At 36.9% G+C, this 22,329-nt stretch carries 20 protein-coding genes and 1 other RNA gene; 10 read left to right on the top strand and 11 right to left on the bottom strand.

The window, feature by feature from the left end; genetic code table 11:
• Positions 1-5 precede the first annotated feature (5 nt).
• The 5 genes from FNW07_RS07695 to panB form a co-directional block, all read right to left on the bottom strand.
• On the bottom strand, positions 6-1,334 hold the full coding sequence (locus FNW07_RS07695; RefSeq protein ID WP_126742910.1) for an aldehyde dehydrogenase: 1,329 nt from the start codon (positions 1,332-1,334) through the stop codon (positions 6-8).
• Between the two features lie 32 nt (positions 1,335-1,366).
• Positions 1,367-2,710, bottom strand: a complete 1,344-nt coding sequence (locus FNW07_RS07690; protein ID WP_126742909.1) for a hypothetical protein — start codon at positions 2,708-2,710, stop codon at positions 1,367-1,369.
• 73 nt (positions 2,711-2,783) lie between these two features.
• On the bottom strand, positions 2,784-3,473 hold the full coding sequence (locus tag FNW07_RS07685; protein ID WP_126742908.1) for an RluA family pseudouridine synthase: 690 nt from the start codon (positions 3,471-3,473) through the stop codon (positions 2,784-2,786).
• Between the two features lie 31 nt (positions 3,474-3,504).
• Positions 3,505-3,870 (bottom strand): four helix bundle protein, encoded by a 366-nt coding sequence (locus tag FNW07_RS07680; protein ID WP_126742907.1) that lies wholly within the window; start codon positions 3,868-3,870, stop codon positions 3,505-3,507.
• 41 nt (positions 3,871-3,911) lie between these two features.
• Entirely contained in the window at positions 3,912-4,730 is an 819-nt protein-coding gene (gene panB / locus FNW07_RS07675; RefSeq protein ID WP_126742906.1) for a 3-methyl-2-oxobutanoate hydroxymethyltransferase, read from the bottom strand.
• Between the two features lie 183 nt (positions 4,731-4,913).
• Here panB and FNW07_RS07670 point away from each other — a divergent pair, with 183 nt between their 5' ends.
• Complete coding sequence (locus FNW07_RS07670) at positions 4,914-5,345, top strand: nuclear transport factor 2 family protein (RefSeq protein ID WP_126742905.1); 432 nt, start codon at positions 4,914-4,916, stop codon at positions 5,343-5,345.
• A gap of 3 nt (positions 5,346-5,348) precedes the next feature.
• Here the strand turns inward: FNW07_RS07670 and FNW07_RS07665 are convergent, their stop codons facing one another.
• The gene (locus tag FNW07_RS07665; RefSeq protein WP_126742904.1) at positions 5,349-6,776 is read right to left on the bottom strand and encodes an L-serine ammonia-lyase; all 1,428 of its coding nucleotides are present in this window, start codon (positions 6,774-6,776) and stop codon (positions 5,349-5,351) included.
• Between the two features lie 214 nt (positions 6,777-6,990).
• On the bottom strand, positions 6,991-7,170 hold the full coding sequence (locus tag FNW07_RS07660; RefSeq protein ID WP_126742903.1) for a hypothetical protein: 180 nt from the start codon (positions 7,168-7,170) through the stop codon (positions 6,991-6,993).
• Positions 7,171-7,261: 91 nt separating this feature from the next.
• On the opposite strand from FNW07_RS07660, the gene dnaK reads away from it, so the two are divergent.
• Entirely contained in the window at positions 7,262-9,148 is a 1,887-nt protein-coding gene (dnaK, locus tag FNW07_RS07655) for a molecular chaperone DnaK (protein WP_126742902.1), read from the top strand.
• A 94-nt stretch (positions 9,149-9,242) separates the two neighbouring features.
• Positions 9,243-9,839: a hypothetical protein gene (locus FNW07_RS07650; RefSeq protein ID WP_126742901.1), complete on the top strand. Its 597-nt coding sequence runs from the start codon at positions 9,243-9,245 to the stop codon at positions 9,837-9,839.
• Between the two features lie 47 nt (positions 9,840-9,886).
• Here FNW07_RS07650 and FNW07_RS07645 read toward each other — a convergent pair whose 3' ends face one another.
• Positions 9,887-10,963, bottom strand: a complete 1,077-nt coding sequence (locus FNW07_RS07645) for a glutaminyl-peptide cyclotransferase (RefSeq protein ID WP_126742900.1) — start codon at positions 10,961-10,963, stop codon at positions 9,887-9,889.
• An 88-nt stretch (positions 10,964-11,051) separates the two neighbouring features.
• On the opposite strand from FNW07_RS07645, the gene ffs reads away from it, so the two are divergent.
• The 5 genes from ffs to fsa all read left to right on the top strand — a co-directional run bounded on the left by ffs (position 11,052) and on the right by fsa (position 14,690).
• Positions 11,052-11,149, top strand: an RNA gene (gene ffs, locus FNW07_RS07640) — signal recognition particle sRNA small type.
• A 78-nt stretch (positions 11,150-11,227) separates the two neighbouring features.
• Positions 11,228-12,226, top strand: coding sequence for an enolase C-terminal domain-like protein (locus FNW07_RS07635; RefSeq protein ID WP_126742899.1), 999 nt, complete (start codon positions 11,228-11,230; stop codon positions 12,224-12,226).
• A gap of 193 nt (positions 12,227-12,419) precedes the next feature.
• Positions 12,420-13,223 carry an SDR family oxidoreductase gene (locus tag FNW07_RS07630; protein ID WP_126742898.1) on the top strand — a complete coding sequence of 268 codons (804 nt, stop codon included), beginning with the start codon at positions 12,420-12,422 and terminating at the stop codon, positions 13,221-13,223.
• A gap of 21 nt (positions 13,224-13,244) precedes the next feature.
• Positions 13,245-14,009, top strand: coding sequence for a hypothetical protein (locus FNW07_RS07625; protein ID WP_126742897.1), 765 nt, complete (start codon positions 13,245-13,247; stop codon positions 14,007-14,009).
• Between the two features lie 24 nt (positions 14,010-14,033).
• The gene (fsa, locus tag FNW07_RS07620; RefSeq protein WP_126742896.1) at positions 14,034-14,690 is read left to right on the top strand and encodes a fructose-6-phosphate aldolase; all 657 of its coding nucleotides are present in this window, start codon (positions 14,034-14,036) and stop codon (positions 14,688-14,690) included.
• A 68-nt stretch (positions 14,691-14,758) separates the two neighbouring features.
• Here the strand turns inward: fsa and FNW07_RS07615 are convergent, their stop codons facing one another.
• Entirely contained in the window at positions 14,759-16,168 is a 1,410-nt protein-coding gene (locus FNW07_RS07615) for a thioredoxin-like domain-containing protein (RefSeq protein ID WP_126742895.1), read from the bottom strand.
• Positions 16,169-16,319: 151 nt separating this feature from the next.
• On the opposite strand from FNW07_RS07615, the gene FNW07_RS07610 reads away from it, so the two are divergent.
• Entirely contained in the window at positions 16,320-17,936 is a 1,617-nt protein-coding gene (locus tag FNW07_RS07610) for an ABC-F family ATP-binding cassette domain-containing protein (protein ID WP_126742894.1), read from the top strand.
• Positions 17,937-17,978: 42 nt separating this feature from the next.
• On the opposite strand, the gene FNW07_RS13790 is transcribed toward FNW07_RS07610, so the two are convergent.
• Both FNW07_RS13790 and FNW07_RS07605 read right to left on the bottom strand, forming a co-directional pair.
• The gene (locus FNW07_RS13790; RefSeq protein ID WP_185964631.1) at positions 17,979-18,155 is read right to left on the bottom strand and encodes a hypothetical protein; all 177 of its coding nucleotides are present in this window, start codon (positions 18,153-18,155) and stop codon (positions 17,979-17,981) included.
• Between the two features lie 148 nt (positions 18,156-18,303).
• Entirely contained in the window at positions 18,304-19,182 is an 879-nt protein-coding gene (locus FNW07_RS07605) for a hypothetical protein (protein ID WP_126742893.1), read from the bottom strand.
• 328 nt (positions 19,183-19,510) lie between these two features.
• On the opposite strand from FNW07_RS07605, the gene FNW07_RS07600 reads away from it, so the two are divergent.
• Positions 19,511-22,255: a fibronectin type III domain-containing protein gene (locus FNW07_RS07600; RefSeq protein WP_126742892.1), complete on the top strand. Its 2,745-nt coding sequence runs from the start codon at positions 19,511-19,513 to the stop codon at positions 22,253-22,255.
• Positions 22,256-22,329 lie beyond the last annotated feature (74 nt).

Here is a 22,329-nt window from a genome sequence, read left to right as displayed (position 1 = left end):
AATCGCTACAGCCATTTAAGGATTTGGCGTAAGGTCTTTAATTTGGTGCCATAGGGAGCATACCGAATTGGAATGTCAAGGAAGTTGGATTTTTTGATTATTGCTTTTTTATGGGAGAAAATATCAAAACTTAATTTTCCATGATAGGCACCCATTCCTGAATTTCCAACGCCTCCAAATGGCAGTCTCTTATTCGAAAACTGAATCATCGTGTCGTTCACACAACCACCGCCAAATGAATAATCGGCTATGATCTTTTCTGCTAAACTCTTATTTTCTGTAAAAACGTAAAATGCCAGGGGTTTTTCGTATTTGGATATGACATGCTGTAAATCAATATCCGTTTCATAAGTGAGTATTGGTAAAATAGGACCGAAAATCTCATCCACCATCACTAAACTTTCAATATCCGGATTTTCAACCAGCGTAGGGGCGAGGTATAAAGTCTCTTTGCTATATTGTCCTCCAATAGCTATGGATTGTCCTTTGAGCATATCGACGAGCCGCTGCCAGTTCTTATGATTAATTATCCTTGGGTAATCAGGCGAGGTCTCCGGGTTCTCCCCATAAGCTGCGGTTATTTCCTGTTTCAGAAAATTGATAAAGGGGGTCTTCATCCTATTTTGCACCAAAATATAATCGGGTGCAATGCAGGTTTGTCCTGCATTGAGAAATTTCCCCCAGACAATTCTCTTGGCGGCTAATTTCAAATTGGCAGTTTCATCTACAATGCATGGATTTTTCCCACCAAGTTCCAATGTTAATGGAGTCAGATGTTCCGCGGCAGCTTTCGCTACCATTTTACCCACGTTCACACTTCCGGTAAAGAAAATATAATCCCAACGCTGGGTTAATAATTGCTGAGCCACATCGGGACCGCCTTCACTAACCAGAACGTGATTGGCATCAAAAGTGTCCCAAATAATTTTTGCGATAATTTTTGATGTATTTGGAGTCAGTTCGGAAGGTTTCAAAACAACCTGATTACCAGCTGCAACAGCTGCAATCAAAGGACAAAGCGCCAGTTGAAAAGGATAATTCCATGGAGCTATGATTAAGACTTTTCCGTAAGGCTCACTGTAGATATAATCCTTTGACGGAAAATTAACAATAGATGGGAATACTTTTTTTGGCTTCGACCAGGACTTGATTTTTTTTATGGTATTTTTTAAATCAGAAATAACAAAATGAGTTTCTGTCAAAACGGTTTCAAATGCCGGTTTTTTGAAATCATCATAGAGAGCCTTTATAATTGCTTCTTCATTTTTGAGAATATGAAACAGCAATTTTTTTAAGGATTCTTTTCTAAATGTTATGTCCGATTTGTAATTCATACTAATCTTCACTTTTGGAGTTAAGTCAAAATTTATTTTAATCCAACCCGGTATCCAATGTAAGCATCCGCCTGTTTGGTATCGCTGGTCAAGGCCGTCAGGATAGAACTGGATCCCAAATAGAAACCATAAGCTCTGAATCCAAACCCACCGGTAACACCAGAAATTTCATTGCTTGCCCAAGATGAATAAATGTCATAGTTTTTTAAGGAAAAACGGGGTGTAACAGAGAATGTGTTTTGTGTGGTAACCTGATCGTCTTTATTGTCATCGCCTAATTTTTGCTGCGTGTAAACGGACACGAAAAATCTGGAAACCACTTTTACATCGGCATATAACGAAAATACAGTAGGCAATTTTACCTTGAAATCTTTATTTGATTTAGTTGATGTGAGATAACCACTGTCCTGAAGAACCTGTTCTACCTGTTGTAAATTATCCACATCCTGAAATTGGTTCAAATTGATTCCCTGATCGCCGGCAGGGATTTCTAATAGATAATTGGAAGACGAATTATTACTGTCTTTAAAAGTCATACTTCCAATATTTCTAATGGACATTCCCGCATTTACTTTGTAATTATCAATGTCTTTCCATCTGTAATTAAAGCCGATATCTCCCGCCACGCCATTTAATTTTCCAAAAAACGACTGCGAATAATCATCAAAGTTTGTGAAACTGTCAGCCAAATTACCGGAATAGGCGATGTTCAGGTTAGCATTGGTATCATTCAAATATGCCTGGCCTGCGAAAGAAGATATTGTGCCTTGAAACTTGTCGGCACCGAAATTGGCATACGAACCCGGAAATAATAATTTAAAAGTGACACCCGCATTGAACTTGTGCTTTTCGTTTTCAAACAGGTTTCTGGATGCTGTCAGTCCAACCTCCCCCCAAGTGGTACCATTCATACGCTGATTCTCATTGTTGCTTATCGTGGTAGAACCGCCCAGTACCGATCCTAATGCACCCGTATTGATGGCTTCCCCCAGTTTTGAATCAATATCCACCAGGTTTAACTTGGCATAAGCCTTTGTAGTTAAACCAAATGCCCATTCCTTCCATTTCATCGCGAATCCGGGACCATAAAGTTCTGCATCCACACGCATATTAACGGGTTCATCTCCTGAAAAAATCAGATCCTCTATATTATCAGAGTGTATTATATCACTAAAGCCTACTTTATTATTAGCCGCATTCATGCTTACTGCAAAAACATTGATTTCATATTTTGAATCTATATTCGCAAGTTCTGCCGGATTGATACCCGCATTCAGGATTCCAACTCTTCTGGACATATTAATACCTGAAAAGTGATCTTGTGCGGAAACATTTAAAAATAACAAGGAACACGATAGAATCAGTAAGTTTCTCATAGATAGATTTTAATTTGTTGTTATAATTTGAACGTATAAAATATGCCAATCGTAAAGTTAACTAATTTAAACTTTATATGGCATTCCAAATTGTGTCATTTGGTGTTGGTGCAATAATTTCTATATTTTCTTTGGAAACGGGATGGATAAAAACCAATTTTCGCGCATGCAAGTGAATGCCCCCATCAGGATTGCTTCTGTCAAAACCATATTTTAAATCGCCTTTAATGGGGCAGCCGATAGCTGATAACTGCGCCCTGATCTGATGGTGCCTTCCGGTATGCAGATTGATTTCGAGAGCATAATAATTTTGAAGCGTAGCTATTATTTTATAATCCAAACTCGCTATTTTACTGTCGGGAACTTCCTTTATATGGGCTTTGGAAGTATTATTTTTCTCGTTTCTTTTGAGGTAATGAACCAATTCAGCTTCCGCTTGCGAAGGTTTATTTTTAACGATTGCCCAATAGGTTTTTTGTGTTTCCCTGTTTTTGAATAAATCGTTGAGACGGGTTAATGCTTTAGAAGTTTTGGCAAAAACGACAATACCAGTGGTAGGCCTGTCCAGCCGATGTACCACTCCCAAAAAAACTTCTCCGGGCTTATTGTATTTGTCTTTAATGTATTCTTTGACAACCTCACTTAGTGGTTTATCGCCCGTTTTATCACCCTGTACAATATCGCCTACACGTTTATTGACTACCAGAATATGATTGTCCTCGTGAAGGATTTGCAGATTATCTTTAGTGGAAAGTATTTTCAAAACAGATTATTGGATTTTTGATTATTAGATTTTAAGAAATCAAATAATTTATTGTAACGGAGCGAAATTTAGAAGTCATTTTAATAATTTCTTCCAGTTTAATTGACATTATTTCTAAATTTATTTGAGTGATAAATTGCAAATCTGAGGCTACTAAAAGTTGTGTTTCAATTTCGTAAGCTGAACCTATAGCAATTTCTAAAAATCTGGAAAACTCTTTATTTGGATTTCGTGATGAACCTTCTGCAATATTTGATGGAATTGATATTGATGCCCTTCTTAATTGATTTGTTAACCCAAACTTTTCGTCATTTGGAAAATAGGATGTTATCAAATATATATCAGAACAGAAAATCCTGCTTTTTTTCCAAATTTCTAAATCCTTAAATCGATGCATATATTTTCTTCTAACAATCAAAAAATCTAACAATCAAATAATTAATATTGTTCGTTTTCGTTCGGAAAATCTAAGGCTTTTACATCCGACACATATTGCCCAATAGCCTTTGTCATGTCTTCATAAAGATTCATGTATCTTCTTAAAAAACGGGGACTGAATTCATGGGTCATTCCAAGCATGTCGTGAAGAACCAAAACCTGTCCGTCAACACCACTGCCGGCACCGATACCAATTACAGGAATGGAAATGCTTTGCGCCACTTTGGTTGCCAGATGAGCCGGAATTTTTTCAAGTACTAGTGCAAAACAGCCAATTTTTTCCAGCATTTTGGCATCTTCCAAAAGTTTTTCAGCTTCTTCCTCTTCCTTGGCACGAACGGTATAAGTTCCGAATTTATAAATGGATTGTGGGGTTAAGCCCAAATGTCCCATAACAGGTATTCCCGCGTTTAATATTTTTTTAATGGAATCTTTAATTTCTTTTCCGCCTTCGAGTTTTACCGCGTGACCGCCGCTTTCTTTCATAATTCTGATGGACGAACGCAACGCTTCTTTTGGATCAGACTGATAACTTCCAAAAGGCAAATCCACTACGACCAATGCTCTTGTAATGGCTCGTACAACACCTGAAGCATGATAAATCATTTGGTCTAACGTAATTGGCAGCGTGGTTTCATGTCCCGCCATTACATTGGAAGCAGAATCTCCAACCAGAATCACATCAATACCGGCAGCATCTACAATCTTTGCCATGGTGTAATCGTATGACGTTAACATCGATATTTTTTCGCCATTGGACTTCATATCAATTAGTGACTTGGTAGTTATTCTTTTGTAATCTTTTTTAGCGACTGACATAATGTTGTGTATTTGAAGATGTAAAAGTAGTAAAATTCTACCGTAAGTTAATGGATTGTTTGTTTTTTAGAAAATTATTAACCAATGGTTTGAATGTTAAATAATCACGTTTTAATTGTATATTTCTGATTAAAAATGTAACACATATAATACCAAACAGACCAATTATTTAAAACTGAAATTATGAAAAATTTTTTATTAACTATTTTACTGTTGACAGCAGCTACTACTCAAGCCCAAAAACAGGAAGTCCAAAAAACGGTCGACACTTTTTTCGAAGCCTTTCATGCGAAAGACACAGTAAAATTGCATGCTGTCTGTATGGATAAAATGATTTTACAATCGATATCGGAAGGTCCTAAAGGAAATAAACTGACGGATGAAACCACAGGAGAATTCTACAATTCGATTGCCACTATTCCTGTCAATGTTATTTTTCAGGAAAAATTATTAAGTTATAACATTCAGATTGATGGGAGCATGGCACATGCCTGGACACAGTATGAATTTTATGTCAATGGTAAATTAAGCCATAAAGGCGTCAATGCTTTTACGCTTTTTAAAGAAAAAGATAGCTGGAAGATTGTATCTATTATAGACACCAGAAGAAAATAAAATTTAGCAATCAGCCAGGTTTACTGCAATTGCCAATCCACCTTCAGAAGTCTCTTTGTACTTGTTGTTCATGTCTTTGGCAGTCTGCCACATCGTGTCCACAACTTTGTCTAAAGGAACTTTTGCATTTTTAGGATCCGTTGCTAAGGCCAGTTCGGCTGCATTTATGGCTTTGATGGCTCCCATCGTATTTCGTTCAATACATGGAATCTGTACCAGTCCGCCTATTGGGTCGCAGGTCATTCCCAAGTGGTGCTCCATTGCAATCTCGGCTGCCATTAAAACCTGTTCCGGAGTTCCGCCCATTAATTCACATAAAGCTGCCGCTGCCATAGAGGAGGATACCCCAATTTCCGCCTGACATCCGCCCATTGCTGCGGAAATAGTGGAACCTTTTTTGAAAATGCTGCCAATTTCGCCCGCAACCATCAGGAATTGTTTGATTTCTTTATCGCCTGCCTTATGGTTTTCAATCACCAAATAATACATTAAAACGGATGGAATCACTCCGGCACTTCCGTTCGTAGGTGCAGTAACGACACGACCTAGAGAAGCATTTACTTCATTTACTGCCAAAGCAAAACAGCTTACCCATTGGAGGATTTGGCGAAATTTTACTTCTGTCAGTCGGATTTGCTGCAACCAGCTTTGCGGACTGTCATAATTGGACAAACCAATTAGATTTTGATGCATGTCAAATGCCCTGCGGCGTACGTTCAGTCCTCCGGGAAGAATCCCTTCCGAATGGCAACCAATGTACATGCATTCCAACATAGTATTCCAGATGCGCATCAATTCGTTATCAATCACTTCAATAGAGCGCATGGATTTCTCATTTTCGTATACGATTTCAGAAACCATTTTGTTCTCCGTAATGCAATATTCCAGTAGCTCAGCTGCTTTGTTTATTGGAAAAGGAAAAGCACATTTGATATCCGTTTTCACTTTTGCGGTATCGCGTTCTTCCTTGATTACAAATCCGCCACCGATAGAGTAGAAGGTTGACGAATACTCTAAGTCATCAGTTGTATATGCGGTAAAAGTCAATCCATTGGCATGGAAAGGAAGAAAATTTTTATTAAAGACAATGTCCTGTAAAAAATAAAACGGAACTAGGATTTCGTTCCCTAAATTGATTTCGTTTTTATCTTCAATGAATTTAATGATTCCGGCGATATCTGCTACCGGGATATATTCTGGATCCTGTCCGCTTAAGCCCAGCATTAACGCCAAATCAGTGGCGTGGCCTTTACCCGTGAGGGAAAGCGAGCCGTACAGATCTACTTTTACGCGGTTGATTTTAGGAAGCAGGTTTTCACTCCGTAATTCAGCCAAAAAACGTTCAGCAGCTCGCCAAGGTCCGAGAGTATGGGAGCTTGATGGGCCGACACCAATTTTAAGCATATCAAAAACAGAAATACATTCTTCCATAAAGCCAGTAGATTTTCGAATGTACAAATATAGCGGAATGAATGTATAAAATGAATGTCGTTAATTTAAAATTGTGAAGTTTAACGAATGCATCTTTTATTGTTAAAAAGCGTCGAATGAGTTTGATTTCCTTAAAACCCGAGGCTACTCCGATTTGATTTGGAGTAATCATAAATCCTTTTGTAGCCCCGATTACTTCACTTGGTTTTTATTTTCAAAGGAGTTCAGTGAACTTCGTTTGCAGCGGAAATCCTTTTTGTGTCATTGCGAGGGATGAAGCAATCTCAAAAAGATTGTAGAGAATAGCGGGATTAGCTTCAAATTGTCTCATTCCTCGCAATGACAAACTCCAAAATGTCATGTTGTCATATTTTTTTATGTCAAAATGCTTCATAACTGACAATTTCCTAAGATTTTTCTAATGGCACAAAGATTGACTTATGGACTTTGAGTTAAATTGAAAATTAAATTTAAATATAATAAAAATGGGTAAAATAATTGGAATTGATTTAGGTACAACCAACTCTTGTGTCTCTGTAATGGAGGGGAACGAAGCAGTGGTAATCCCTAATGCAGAAGGAAAAAGAACAACACCATCTGTAATTGCTTTTGTAGAAGGCGGTGAAATCAAAGTTGGAGATCCTGCTAAAAGACAAGCAGTAACCAATCCAACAAAAACTGTAGCTTCTATTAAACGTTTTATGGGACACACTTTTGCTGAAATTACAGAAGAAGCAAAAAGAGTACCTTATACAGTAGTAAAAGGAGACAACAATACTCCTCGTGTTGATATTGACGGTCGTTTATATACAGCTCAGGAATTGTCAGCAATGACACTTCAAAAAATGAAAAAAACAGCAGAAGACTATTTAGGTCAGACTGTTACAGAAGCAGTTATTACTGTTCCTGCTTATTTTAATGACGCACAACGTCAGGCTACAAAAGAAGCTGGTGAAATTGCAGGTCTTAAAGTAATGCGTATCATCAACGAACCTACAGCTGCAGCTTTGGCTTACGGTTTGGATAAAAAAGGAGTAGATCAAAAAATTGCGGTTTACGATTTAGGTGGTGGTACTTTCGATATCTCGGTTCTTGAATTAGGAGACGGAGTTTTTGAAGTATTGTCTACAAACGGAGATACTCACTTAGGTGGAGATGATTTTGACCAAACTATCATTGACTGGTTGGCAGATGAATTCAAAACTGAGGAAGGAATTGATTTGCGTTTGGACCCAATGTCATTGCAACGTATCAAAGAAGCGGCAGAGAAAGCAAAAATTGAATTGTCTTCTTCGGCTGAAACTGAAATCAATTTACCATATGTTACGGCTACGGCTTCAGGACCAAAACACTTAGTTAAAAAATTGACAAGAGCTAAATTTGAGCAATTGGCTGATTCTTTAATCAAACGTTCTATGGAGCCGGTTGCTAAAGCTTTGAAAGATGCAGGTTTATCTGTTTCTGATATTGACGAAGTGATTTTGGTTGGTGGTTCTACGCGTATGCCAAGAATTGCTGAAGAAGTAGAAAAATTCTTTGGTAAAAAAGCTTCTAAAGGAGTTAACCCTGATGAAGTTGTAGCAATTGGAGCTGCAATTCAAGGTGGAGTTTTATCCGGAGATGTAAAAGATGTATTGTTACTTGACGTTACACCTTTATCTTTAGGTATCGAAACTATGGGTGGTGTTTTGACAAAATTAATTGAGTCTAACACAACTATCCCAACAAAAAAATCTCAAGTATTCTCTACTGCAGCAGATTCTCAACCAACAGTTGAAATCCACGTATTGCAAGGAGACAGAGCCATGGCTACTGATAACAAAACTATCGGTCGTTTCCACTTAGATGGTATTCCACCAGCACCAAGAGGAGTTCCACAAATTGAAGTAACTTTTGATATTGATGCCAATGGTATCATCAAAGTTTCTGCAACTGACAAAGGAACAGGTAAATCTCACGATATTCGTATCGAAGCTTCTTCTGGATTAACAGCTGAAGAAATCGAAAGAATGAAAAAAGATGCTGAAGCTAACGCTGGGGCAGATAAAATCGCCAGAGAAAGAGTTGAAAAATTGAACGAAGCAGACGGAATGATCTTCCAGACTGAAAGCCAATTGAAAGAATTAGGTAGCAAACTATCTGATGACAATAAAACAGCTATCGAATATGCTTTAACTGAATTGAGAATGGCGCACCAATCTCAAGATATTCCTGCAATCCAAACAGCTTTGGATAATATCAATGCTGCATGGAAAACTGCTACAGAAGCAATGTATGCACAAGGAGAACAAGGACAAACTCAAGATGCAAAGCCACAAGGTGAAGCTCAAGGAGAGAACGTTCAAGATGTAGATTACGAAGAAGTGAAGTAATTCTCTTTTAAATATTGTAAAACCGGGCTAGCAATAGCCCGGTTTTTTTATTACTATTTTTTTGTATATTGGCTAACCCAAAAAACTAATTGTTATGAAAAATGTCATCTTCTTATTTGCCCTGCTGGTACTTTGCACCAATGGCTACAGCCAAAAAAAGAAACCTGCTGCTAAAATCCCAACCACAGTTATCGCCAAGGCGAATACTCTTTCTGCCGAATTATCAAAAACCAGCTTCTATCTGTTTGCCACTAATAAGGGTAAAAAAGACACTATTTTTGTAAAAGGAGTGGATCCCAAATTTACTCCGGCTGAATGTAAAATCACACCTTTTACGACAAAAGGAACGCCGTTATATCTTATTACGTGGACCGAAAAAAACACAACAAAAACGGCTTTGAAGACTGAAGATGCAGTTAGTATTATTTCTGAAATCTGGGAAATCACTCCGGAGGCGAAAAGTCAAATATTAGCAAACAAACAGACGACAACCAAAATTATTGAGAAAGTGTATTTAGGTAAAACCGATGCTTCCGAAACACAGGAAAGAATGCGCAGGGAAGGGTTTGAATTCACGTTAACCAAAGAAGGTGATGTTATTCTGAAAAATAAAACGCAGGAAAGTAAAATGACTTACAATGCCACTACCAAAAAATATGTGGCAGATCCAATGCCAAAGAAAAAGAAATAAAAAAAACCGGGCTGTAAGGCCCGGTTTTTTATTTTACAATATTTAGATTACTGATTCACCTTAATCTCAAACATCTTGTCCCAGTTTTTGCCGGTAACAAAAATCGTTTGGGTTTTTGGATTGTAGGCAATTCCGTTTAAAACATCAAGATCCGGATGGTTTGTAACTTTAGATTTTAATTTAAATAAATCGATTACTGCTTCCACAGCACCATTTTTAGGGTTAATAATCGCAATAGCGTCTCTTTGATAGACATTGGCGTAGATTTTTCCATTGATCCATTCCAATTCGTTTACAGCCTTGATTTTAGTGCTGGCAGTGTAGACATTAATGTAATCCACTTCTTTGAAAGAATCCGGATTGACAGACCAGATTTTCTCGGTACCGTCAGACATTAGTAGGTTCGTACCATCATTGGTTAATCCCCAGCCTTCAATTGTTTTAAAATAGGGTACCGTTTTTTCCTTCTTGAAAGTATTGGCATTATAAATATACGCTTCGTTATTTTGCCATGTCAATTGAAATATTTTATTATTCAAAACTGTAACACCTTCTCCAAAAATCTCTCCGGGCAATTCTACAATTTTATAAACTTTACCTGTTTTATAGTCGGTTTTCCGAAGACTGGAAATTCCTTTAATTCCAGTTCCTTTTCCAGAGCCATTACCCGTTCCTTCAATTAAAGTATCGCGATAAAATTCCAAACCTTGTGTATATGCCTTAATATCATGCGGGTAGGTGTTTATGATTGTGTACGTAAGTGGTTTTGGCTGAATACTGGAAACCAATTCCACTCTCGATGTAATTTCCTGATTTTCACCTTCAAAATAAACCAATGCTTTCAGGTTTTGGTACCCTAGTTTCTGATCTTTTAAATCAAAGTTTATTTTATCGCTGCTTTTTTTGGAACCAATATTCTTGTCATTTACATAATAGATAATGCTGTCAATTTTTTTATTCTGAGCATTTAAAAGACCCAATGAAAGCACATCTTCATTGTGGTATGTGGCTTTAAATTGGGAATCATCGAAGCTAAAATATTTTTCTGCAGTATTTTTTGATCCGTTACAACTGATAAGGATTGAGCCTAATAAAATGATTGATAGTATGTTATAATTTTTCATATATAATTTTAAAGATGATGCAATATACAATACAAATGATTATGTTTTTTTACTGTTGCGAAAATACAAAAAGTTTGTATATTTGCAACGGCAAGTCCTACACGACTAGCTCCTGCAGACTCCCCCAGGATGGGAACATAGCAAGGGTATGCGGTTGAGCGGTGCGATGTAGGTCGCTTGCCATTTTTTTTAATCTGAACTTGTTTCAGATTTTTTTTTACCTTTATTTCAGATTATTTCTCACTTCTCAATTTCAATATATTTATGGTTCTATCTTGGCAAATAGTTCGTTTTGCCCTAAAGGAAACTTTTGCGATAGCTTATGGAAATTACACCCACAGGGAAGCTTTATTAGTATCACTGACTAAAAATGGGAACTCCGGTTATGGAGAATGCACTGCCATTGATTACTACCAAATTAATCTAGCCGATTACACAAAGAAACTCCAATCCATTCAAGCTGTTGTCGAAAAGCACCAAATAATCCATCCAAACGATTTTTATAATTTTCTTTTAAAATTAAAACTTCCTAGCTTTCTGCGGTCGGCGTTGGACTGTGCTTTCTGGGATTTGTTCGGAAAGCTGGAAAACCAGAGCTTTTTAAGCTTAAATTCAATCGAGGTAAATGAATTACCCGAATCTTCGATAACGATTAGTGTGGCACCAATTGAAACCCAACTGGAAAAAATTGAAAAATTATCCTGGAGTAAATTCAAAGTAAAATGCAATCATTTTGATGATAAACATATTCAGACTTTATTGAAAACAGGAAAGGATATTGCCCTGGATGCCAACGGAAGTTATACTCCGGAACAATGCCAATGGCTGGAAAATTTTGAGGATTCTAAAATGTTTACTTACATCGAGCAACCGATGAAACCGGGAGCCGAAAACTATATTTCCTTGCATTACGATGCCTATCCCAATTGGATGGCTGACGAAGATTTCCAGGAAAATATTGATTTACAACTACTGCAACCTCACTATCAAAGCATCAATATCAAATTGGTCAAATGCGGCGGACTGACACCTGCTCTTCAACTGATTAAAAATGCGAAGTCATTGGGATTAAAAACCATGATCGGCTGCATGACTGAATCTACCGTAGGGATTTCTGCCGGATGCATGCTGACGCCATTAGTAGACTTTGTCGACCTAGATGGCGCTAATTTAATTTCGAACGATATCGCTTCCGGGAGCTCAGTTTTTAATGGAAAAATCCTCTTGTCTGAAAAGCCCGGATTGGATATTCAAATTTTATAATCTATTTATTAGGAGCAGAAATGCCGGTGCTTTTAAGAAATGCAATTCCCGCTATCATTCCAATCTCCCGGATACCTCCTTCGGTCGGGACCGGGAGGATTTTCCCTTCCATCGGGGCTAAAGAACAATACCAGGATTTTTTTAAACGTAATTTGTTGCTTACTTTCGCAGGAACAATCCAATTTAGCTAAAAATGAGTAAAGTTGTACTGATCACTGGAGGATCATCAGGAATAGGAAAGTCCATTGGCGAATTTCTGCACCATAAAGGTTTTGTAGTGTATGGGACCAGCCGTAATCCAGAAGATATTCTGAATTCTGTTTTTCCATTGATTGCTCTGGATGTCCGAAATGTAGACTCAATTCAGTTGGCCGTGGCAAAAGTGATTTCCATTTCAGGAAGACTGGATGTTGTGATAAATAATGCTGGCGTTGGAATTACAGGCCCGTTGGAAGAAATTCCGACTCAGGAAATCAAAAACAATTTTGAAACCAATTTCTTTGGTCCAATCGAAGTAATGAAAACGGTTCTGCCTCAAATGCGTTCCCAAGAATCAGGTTTGATTATTAATATCACTTCTATTGCCGGTTATATGGGATTGCCGTACCGAAGTATTTATTCGGCTTCAAAAGGTGCTTTGGAACTGATTACCGAAGCGTTGCGAATGGAAGTAAAATCTTTTGGAATACATATTACCAATGTTGCCCCGGGAGATTTTGCTACCAATATTGCCTCAGGACGTTTTCACGTACCGTTAATCCAAGGTTCCGCTTATGAACTTCCATACGGACAGACACTCCAAATGATGGACGAACATGTGGACAGTGGCAGTAATCCTAATGAAATGGCAAAGGCGATTTATAAAATTATCCAGACTAAAAACCCAAACGGACATTATAAAATAGGCGCGTTTATGCAGAAATTTTCAATTGTACTGAAGCGAATCCTGCCTGACAAAGTCTATGAAAAAATGTTGATGAACCATTATAAGTTGTAGTTTTGCAAAAAATAATAATATATGAAATTATCGGCCTCAATTGTTGCTTTTTTTATGGGATATTTACTTTATGCACAGGAGATTCAATATTTTAATACTGAGGAAAATAGTATTGCCGGCTATCCAGATGCAGCATCTGATACTTTATATAAACGATCAAGATTAAATAAACGACCAAAGTTTATGGTAAATATAACTTCGGGGCCATCAATAAGGATGGGCGAAACTCCGAAAGGACTAACCTCTGAGCAATCAAATTATATAAAGGATTTAAAATCGGGATTTAGCTACGACATCAGCACCTATTATTTAAAAGACGAACAGTCGGGGTTCGGCTTGAAATATAATGTTTATAAATCTTCTGGTAGTCTTTCTAACCAAGACCTAACTGCCCCGAATGGGGAGACTGGCAATGGGACGGCCTCTGATGATATTACTATCACTTTTATTGGAGCTTCAGGAATTCTATATGGAAAAGGATTTTTTGCTTTGGATAATGTAAGTTTTGAAATCGCATTAGGGTATATTGGTTACGTCGACAAGGCTGTAATACTGGACAATTATACAATTAAAGGAGGTAATCTCGGAATTTCAACTTCTGTTGGATATCATTTTGGTATTACTGAAAATATAGCTATAGGTCCATCCGTTTCTTTTACAGGAGGTGTTTTAAACCAGGTAAAAGTTGAAGGCGATAATTATTCTGCGACAATGAAATTTGATGAAGATGAGAAAGAGTCTCTATATCGTTTTGATTTTTCACTTAGTGCCAGATTTAAATTTTGATAACATCCAAATAATATATATACTATGAAATTTTTTATTGATACAGCAAATTTAAACGAAATCAAAGCAGCTCAGGCTCTTGGTGTTCTTGACGGAGTAACGACAAATCCATCATTGATGGCCAAAGAAGGGATTACAGGAAAGAACAACATCCTTAAACATTACGTTGATATTTGCAATATTGTACACGGTGATGTAAGTGCGGAAGTAAACGCAGTTGATTATGACGGCATGATTCGTGAAGGCGAAGAATTAGTTGATCTGCACCCACAAATTGTAGTGAAATTGCCAATGACCAAAGAAGGTATTATGGCGTGTAAATATTTTTCTGATAAAGAAGTAAAAACCAACCTGACGCTAGTATTTTCTGCAGGACAGGCTTTATTGGCTGCCAAAGCAGGAGCAACTTATGTTTCTCCATTTATCGGACGATTGGACGATATTTCGACTGATGGTTTGGCTCTTGTTGAAGAAATCCGTGAAATATATGATAACTACGGTTATGAAACAGAAATCCTTGCGGCTTCGGTACGTCATACGATGCATATCGTAAATTGCGCAAAAATTGGGGCTGATGTAATCACAGGACCTCTTTCTGCCATCCTAGGATTGTTGAAACATCCTTTAACAGACATTGGTTTGGCACAATTTATAGCTGATTTTGAAAAAGGAAATAAGTAATTATAATACCACATAAAAAAAGCGGTTCCAATTTGGAACCGCTTTTTTTTATGTCTTTATCTGAACTCTTATTTTAAATTGTCTTCAAAGCTAACATCAAATAAATTGGTAAAGGCATTTTTAATTTGTCCGTTTTTGTTCAGTACAATGGTGCGGTGCACTTTCGTAATGGCCCATTTACTTCTTAAATCTTCGAAGTTGGCACATCGGTACTCCCTTATTCCGTTGAAGTTAAATTTAGAAAGAATATTTGTCCATTTTTCCTGATTTTCATCAAGATTTACGGCTATGAATTGGTAGTCCGGATGTTTTGATTTGAATTCCAAAACTTTCTTATGAGCAGCTGCAAAATGAGAAGAGGCATTTTCAGTCCAAAAAAACAATACGGTTTTATCTTTTAATAAAGAAGCAGAACTGACCATCTTACCGGCCGGATCCATCAGGTTTACTTCAGGTATTGCATTGCCTGTTTTCAATAACTGAATGGCATTCCCAATCTTTAAAATTTCGTTTTTACTGCTCTTATCAGTCGAATATTTGTGATACGTGTCCAGAAACTTTTTATTATTGATCATGTTCTGATCCTCGAGTAAATAGGTAAAAGCAATTTTGTTAAGAATTACATTTTTCAATTTCTCGTTTTTAATCAGTGTATCAGTAATATTAAGCTTATTAATGTTCATTTTTAATGACAGATCCACATCAGTATAATGGTTGTGGTATTTGATGTCTCCCACATTATTTAACATATGGGAAAGATACATGACGAATGGAGAAAATCCTGATAGTTTTTCGCTGTTAAAATCAATATCTTTTCGGAAGCTATAGTAGTTCTTCGGAAGTTTGGCCGTTATATCTTCTCCAGTGCGGAACTTATGATACATCGGATATAATTCCTTTTTGGAATAGTAATTAAAGTCTAAGACGGCTTTGGCATACAAATCAAAATCTTTACTCCATTTAATCTCTTCCTTGTGGAAGGTATAGAATTTTTTATCTGCTTTGTAGGTGGAATCTACATTTGCTTTGAATTTAGGAACATCATAGTCAAAAACGTCAAACATCTTTTCCCTGTCCGCTTCATTTTTCAAATACATTTCCATCAGGAAATTGTTTTTCTCGTCGCCTTTTCCACAGAAAACAATTGATTCATCAAAATCTTTCGAATTGATATGAACCATAATACTGTCGTTTTTGTCAAAATAAACATATTGGTATTCCGGTTCATGTCGGAAAGTATATAAACCAGGGGAAAGAGAGTCAAATTTGATAAAGAAAGTGTTGTCTTTTTTTAGGGCGATAGTATCTATGACCTCGCCGTCCTTGCAGAAAAATACATAAGGATTAGTAGGATTTGTTACTTCACCTCCGAAATATGCGGAATAATTATCATCTTTAAATACTTGGTTACAAGAACTTAACATTGAAATTACGGTCGATGAAAACAATAAAAATGTTAATGCTTTGGGGACATTCATTTTATTAAACATATCTACAAAAATATCCAGACCATTCGAATTATACTGTTAATGCATAGTTAAATAAAAATACCGGCTAATTGCAATGTTAATAGTAAGCGAATGTGCAGTATTTTTTTATACTTTTGCACAAATTTTATAAATACTATTCATGTTAACAGTTAATAATTTATCAGTTCAGTTTGGCAAAAGAATCTTGTTCGATGAAGTGAATACCACCTTTACGCACGGCAACATTTACGGGGTAATCGGAGCCAACGGTGCTGGAAAATCTACTTTCCTAAAAATAATTGCAGGCGATATGGATCCAACAGCCGGACATATTCACCTGGAACCAGGAAAACGTATGTCAGTATTAAACCAAAATCATAATATGTTCGATGAGCATACGGTTTTGGAAACGGTTTTGATGGGTAACAAGGTTTTGTATGCTGTAAAAAAAGAAATGGATGCCTTGTATTTGGATTATACCGATGAAAATGCTGACAGAATAGGAGAATTACAAGTTCGATTTGAAGAAATGAATGGCTGGAATGCTGATTCGGAAGCGGCTTCATTATTATCAAGTTTGGGAATTGCCGAAGACAATCATTATACTTTAATGGGTGATTTGGAAGGTAAATTAAAAGTTCGTGTGCTTTTGGCGCAGGCGTTATTTGGAAATCCGGATTTGCTGATTATGGATGAGCCTACGAACGACCTGGATTTTGAAACCATTGCCTGGTTAGAAAATTTCCTTGCCAATTATGAAAACACGGTAATTGTGGTTTCTCACGACAGACACTTTTTAGACGCTGTCTGTACGCACATCTCCGATATTGATTTCAGCAAAATAAATCATTACTCAGGAAACTATACTTTCTGGTACGAATCCAGCCAATTAGCGGCTAAGCAACGTGCACAGCAAAATAAGAAAGCCGAAGAAAAGAAGCAGGAATTAGAAGAATTTATTCGACGTTTTTCTGCGAATGTGGCCAAATCGAAGCAAGCTACTTCCCGTAAAAAGATGATCAGTAAACTGAATATCTCAGAAATAAAACCATCAAGCCGTCGCTATCCTGCGATTATTTTTGATCAGGAGCGTGAAGCGGGAGATCAAATCCTGAATGTTCAGAATTTAAGTGCTTCAGTTGAAGGTGATGTGTTATTTACTAATGTCGATTTGAATATGGCAAAAGGAGATAAAATTGTTTTATTTTCCAAAGATTCTCGTGCAACGACTGCCTTCTACGATATATTAAATGGACTTCAAAAACCGGAGTCTGGGACTTTTGATTGGGGAATTACTACTAATCAGGCGTATTTACCAGTGGATAACCATTCTTTTTTTGAAAATGATTATTCGCTTGTGGACTGGTTACGTCAATGGGTAAAAACCGAAGAAGAGCGTGATGAAGTTTATGTTCGTGGTTTCTTGGGGAAAATGATTTTCTCAGGTGAAGAGGCTTTAAAAACGAGTAGAGTTTTATCTGGAGGAGAAAAAGTACGTTGTATGTTGTCAAGAATGATGATGCAGCGCGCTAATGTCCTGATGATTGATGAGCCAACAAATCACTTGGATTTGGAATCGATTACGGCATTTAATAATTCATTGAAAAACTTTAAAGGGTCTATTATTTTCACAACACATGACCATGAGTTTGCCCAAACTGTGGGTAACCGTGTAATCGAACTGACACCAAAAGGAGCAATCGACCGCTATATGACCTTCGATGATTATCTGGATGATGAGAAAGTTCAGGAATTGAGAAAGAAAATGTACTCATAACTAAAAAATCCCGCTTTTACCGCGGGATTTTTTTATATCTTCTTACTCTTTTTTACCACCTATCCGGGTAATGAAGAATATGATGAGTGCCACAATTGCCACTACGATAAATATTCCAACACCCATTCCAGCTTTAAATATACCTTCAATTACTGAACAACTTGTGAACGATAGCAATACAATTACCAGTATAGCTATTCTTGATAGTTTGTGTGTCATGACTTTTTGGTTTTAAGGGTTGATAACCATTGAAAGTTGTAGTTTCCAGTGGTTTTTGAAATATAAAGATAAGAAATTATTGCCTTTAAATTTTTTTATAGCAGGTAAAAGCTACAAAAATATTTATATTAATTTTGAATTTAAGGCGTTAATGACATCGTAATCCGGTAATTACGGGAGCAATATCACCTTGATTGGTACCTCTTACAGACCAATTACCAGTAATGGGTCCACCATAATTTGTTGCATTCCAGCTAACATGGATAATAGCCGTCTCGCAAGCGCGAAGGCTTCCTTTGATTTTAATAATGCGGTTGGAAATAGGTCCTGAAATTGATTGGGTAGAGGCAAGATTACCTCCTAAAATTGTTATTAAGGCATTCGGTCCTGTAAAATCAATTAAGCTACCCTCTATATTCACATAGGATAAATCTTCTGCGGAAGTTAAAGTGTAAACAGCTTCTCGTGTGGAACCGCATGATAAGGCTTCTCCGATGAATAATGTTTCGCAGGGATCGCAAACTCCTACCAAATTATAACTGATAAAGAAATCTGCAGCAGGTCCATTTCCGCCTACTTTTAATCGAAAACTTTCCAGATTGCATTGTTGCCAGTTTTCATGTAGAGGGTAGGAGTATGTTTGCCATACACCGGCTGCTACTGGTCCGTGTGTCCATGAGGAAACACCGTCAATCATCAGGTCATTCCATCCATTGCTGCTGCGGACCCTTATTACAAAATCCCTTTCAGTATTGAAATATCGAATATCTATAGTTTTGGTGAATTTATTATTGTGAGCTCCACCCCAGGTAATGATCTTTTGGGCACTTTTCTCAAAATACAAACCGTTTTCAATGATGCAGTGCGCTTCGCAGTTCTGATACTCAGTCCGCAAATAATTAGGATTATTACGGGCGCCGGTAGCGTACTGAATGTCTTCTCTTTGACAAGAAAGTAGTAACAGAATAAGTAAAAATAAAAAACTAAAAATAATGAAAAAGGAATGAGTCTTGATAAAATTCTTCATGTCTAAACATTTTTAATTTGTTAATAACTATGTTAAAAATAAATAAACATTTTAGTTTAATTAACATCAAATAATCATTATTCGTCGAATAGAAAGGTTTAAACGATGAATAACTCTTTATGTTGTAAGCTGTAAGATTTTTGAATAATTTCTGTTGATGTTATGAAATTGGTCTAGAATTATGCTTAATAACCTCTTTAAAATAGAGTAATAAACTTACAAATAATTTACAGAAATATAAACATTGAATAAAAACGGTAACTTTTATTTAAACCTGTTTGATTATCAGGGGACTACTTTTGAACTGTCTAAACAAACAACATAAAACATGAAAAAAAATTATTTATTATTGCTGCTATCATTCGTAAGTATGATAAGCCAAGCACAAAATCTCGATCCTTATTTGCAAAATGTAACTCCAACGTCCATTTATGTATGCTGGAAAACAAGCAGTAACACGGAATCTATTGTCGAATATGGAACTGTTGCGAGTACTCTTAATGTAACGGTTACAGGAAACAACAATATCTTTACGGATTCGGGATATCCGGGAAATTATTTTTATCACAGTGTAAAACTGATTAATCTTACTCCCAACACAAAATACTTTTATAGGATAAAAACCGGAACGAGCACTTCTATTGTCAAATCCTTTAAGACACTTCCGAACCCAGGTCAGGCTGCAACAGCTGACGGGCATATCCGTTTTTTAATTATGGGGGACAACCAATTAAAAGCGGAACCTCGATATGATTCGTTAGTAGCCTCTGCAAAAAGAAAAATTAAAGAAAAATGGGGGTCAACGTTATCTCCGGATGATAATATTTCTATGACCTTTATGGTAGGAGATCAGGTGGATGTTGGTACCTTGGATCATTATGAAAATGTCCACTTCAAAAAAAACAAAGCGCTTTCGGGAAATATCCCCATCCAAACTACGGTCGGTAATCACGAAACATATGGTACTTTGGGAATGAACTCTTATTACGATCATTTTTTTATAAGTGAATTATCGTATAAAGGAATCTCGTCCGGAACAGAGAATTATTATGCACAACAAGCCGGAAATGTTTTATTTATCAGTTTAAGTTCAGAACATACCGGTACGCCGCAACAAACATGGTTACAGCAGGTTATAACTGCCGCTAATGCTGATGCTACGGTAGAATGGATTTTTTCATTAAGCCACAGGCCCTATCAGGCCGAACAGTATGTAGGAGATATTTCTACTTGGGTTAGAAACACTGCGGTACCAATGTTAACGACTTCGTCCAAATACGCTATGCATATTGGTGCTCATCATCATCTGTATCATAGAGGACAATTGAAAAATACTCCGAATTATAACATTATCTCCGGTGGTACGGCCTGGGATCAGTATTGGGGATCATCAACCGAGCAGGATTTTGATGACGTCCAAAAAACGATATGCAATTGGATATATCAGATTGTTGACATCGATGTGACAAATGGAAAAATGGATGTGGAAAGTTATTCCATAGGAAGCATAAACAAAAGAAAAAACAACCAGTTAATGGATGTGTTCCACAGATATAAGAACAAACCTGCACCTGCAAAACCATCCATTACAAATACGTTTTCTTCAAATGTAACTTTACCGGTAACATTTTCAGGGTCTGCCTATAGTACAGTGACAAATGAATTATTGAATACGACCCAGTTTTTAATTTCGCAAACGCCAGCCTTCGATATCATAAAAAAAGAGGTATATCGTGATTTTGAAAATCTTTACGGGAAATATGGAACGCAAAAAGATTCTACGGTCAATATTAATTTGGGTGTGGATATAACTAAAATGACTCTGGCTTCGAATTCACTTCCAAATGGTCAGTATTATGTGAAACTACGATATAGAGATAGAAATCTGGAGTGGTCACCATGGAGTGATGTGAAGACATTTACAGTCGCAGGAAGTAACAGCGTCACTACCAAAATAATCACAGACGCAGCAACGTATGCGCAAAATGCACCAATAAAAGTGAATTTTACTGATGCACCAGCCAGTACTTCTACTTGGATTGGCTTGTATAAAGATGGGCAAACTCCAGGAGGATTAACACCTTCCCAAACATGGCAATATACTAATGGCAGTCCAAGTGGCTTTGTAAATTTTGCAAATGGATTGCCTAATAAAGGACGCTCTTTTGCTGCGATATTTTCAAGTGGAGGGTACACGGAAATTGCACCGAGAAAATATTTCTATATTGGTCCAATTCCTGTATTAGCCACCAATCAATCGGAATATGCCGTTGGTTCTCCGGTGTTAGTTACTTTTAGTAATGGTCCACAACTTAGCAGCGACTGGATTGGGATTTATAAAATGGGAATTAATCCCGGAGCCGGTACCACAGCGGCGAGCTGGCAGTATGTGACCACAGCTTCAGGTTCAAAAACCTTCAATGGTTTGCCAAAGGGGTATTATTACGTGGAGTATTATTTACAGAATGGTTACAATGCGATTGGCAATAAAGTGTTTTTTAAAATAGGGGATATTGTTACAGATTTATGGATAAACAAACCAACCTATGATCTTGGTGAACAGATTTCTGCCTCATGGACAGATGCGCCCGGGATTGTAAAGGACTGGTTAGGGATTTATCATCAGGGAGATAACCCAAATAGCGACCCTTTGATTAGTTACACTTATTTTAATGGATTGGCAGCAGGATCCAAGAACATAACAGGAGCAGAGCTTACGGCGCAAACTGGGAATTACTTTTTGGTGATGTTTACAAACGATTCTTATAATGAAGTATCCAACAGGGTTTCTTTTGAAGTGATTGACAATGCTTTAAAGAAAGACGATTTTAAAATTGATAACGGCTTAAAAGTCTATCCAAATCCAACAAATAATAGTAATCAAACCATCGTGCAATCCGATTATCCGATAGATGAAATTGAGATTTTTAATACGGAAGGAAAATTAATGTATGCGACCAAAAATGTGAATAATAACAGGTATTCATTGATTACCCAGGGTTTGCCTTCGGGAACATATGTCCTGAAAATCCATTCCCGCAAATTATTTACTGCCAAATTGGTTGTGAAATAGATTGACTGGAAGTAAATATAAGGTAAAACTCCTGCCACCAGCAGGAGTTTTTTATTTTTTAAAAAGGTATGTTA

This window comes from Flavobacterium sp. GT3R68 (genome assembly GCF_007109225.1).
In the GTDB taxonomy this organism is placed as follows: Bacteria; Bacteroidota; Bacteroidia; order Flavobacteriales; family Flavobacteriaceae; genus Flavobacterium.
Note: the sequence above shows the minus strand (reverse complement) of the source record. Positions and strands in the feature narration are given on the sequence as shown.

Coding starts and splice junctions, on each gene's coding strand:
- dnaK (WP_126742902.1), top strand. CDS start 7,262: ATGGGTAAAATAATTGGAATTGATTTAGGTACAACCAACTCTTGTGTC.
- FNW07_RS07625 (WP_126742897.1), top strand. CDS start 13,245: ATGAAATTATCGGCCTCAATTGTTGCTTTTTTTATGGGATATTTACTT.
- FNW07_RS07645 (WP_126742900.1), bottom strand. CDS start 10,963: ATGAAAAATTATAACATACTATCAATCATTTTATTAGGCTCAATCCTT.
- fsa (WP_126742896.1), top strand. CDS start 14,034: ATGAAATTTTTTATTGATACAGCAAATTTAAACGAAATCAAAGCAGCT.
- FNW07_RS07665 (WP_126742904.1), bottom strand. CDS start 6,776: ATGGAAGAATGTATTTCTGTTTTTGATATGCTTAAAATTGGTGTCGGC.
- FNW07_RS07660 (WP_126742903.1), bottom strand. CDS start 7,170: ATGAAGCATTTTGACATAAAAAAATATGACAACATGACATTTTGGAGT.
- FNW07_RS07695 (WP_126742910.1), bottom strand. CDS start 1,334: ATGAATTACAAATCGGACATAACATTTAGAAAAGAATCCTTAAAAAAA.
- FNW07_RS07630 (WP_126742898.1), top strand. CDS start 12,420: ATGAGTAAAGTTGTACTGATCACTGGAGGATCATCAGGAATAGGAAAG.
- FNW07_RS13790 (WP_185964631.1), bottom strand. CDS start 18,155: ATGACACACAAACTATCAAGAATAGCTATACTGGTAATTGTATTGCTA.
- FNW07_RS07600 (WP_126742892.1), top strand. CDS start 19,511: ATGAAAAAAAATTATTTATTATTGCTGCTATCATTCGTAAGTATGATA.
- FNW07_RS07650 (WP_126742901.1), top strand. CDS start 9,243: ATGAAAAATGTCATCTTCTTATTTGCCCTGCTGGTACTTTGCACCAAT.
- FNW07_RS07680 (WP_126742907.1), bottom strand. CDS start 3,870: ATGCATCGATTTAAGGATTTAGAAATTTGGAAAAAAAGCAGGATTTTC.
- FNW07_RS07615 (WP_126742895.1), bottom strand. CDS start 16,168: ATGAATGTCCCCAAAGCATTAACATTTTTATTGTTTTCATCGACCGTA.
- FNW07_RS07690 (WP_126742909.1), bottom strand. CDS start 2,710: ATGAGAAACTTACTGATTCTATCGTGTTCCTTGTTATTTTTAAATGTT.
- FNW07_RS07605 (WP_126742893.1), bottom strand. CDS start 19,182: ATGAAGAATTTTATCAAGACTCATTCCTTTTTCATTATTTTTAGTTTT.
- FNW07_RS07670 (WP_126742905.1), top strand. CDS start 4,914: ATGAAAAATTTTTTATTAACTATTTTACTGTTGACAGCAGCTACTACT.
- FNW07_RS07635 (WP_126742899.1), top strand. CDS start 11,228: ATGGTTCTATCTTGGCAAATAGTTCGTTTTGCCCTAAAGGAAACTTTT.
- panB (WP_126742906.1), bottom strand. CDS start 4,730: ATGTCAGTCGCTAAAAAAGATTACAAAAGAATAACTACCAAGTCACTA.
- FNW07_RS07610 (WP_126742894.1), top strand. CDS start 16,320: ATGTTAACAGTTAATAATTTATCAGTTCAGTTTGGCAAAAGAATCTTG.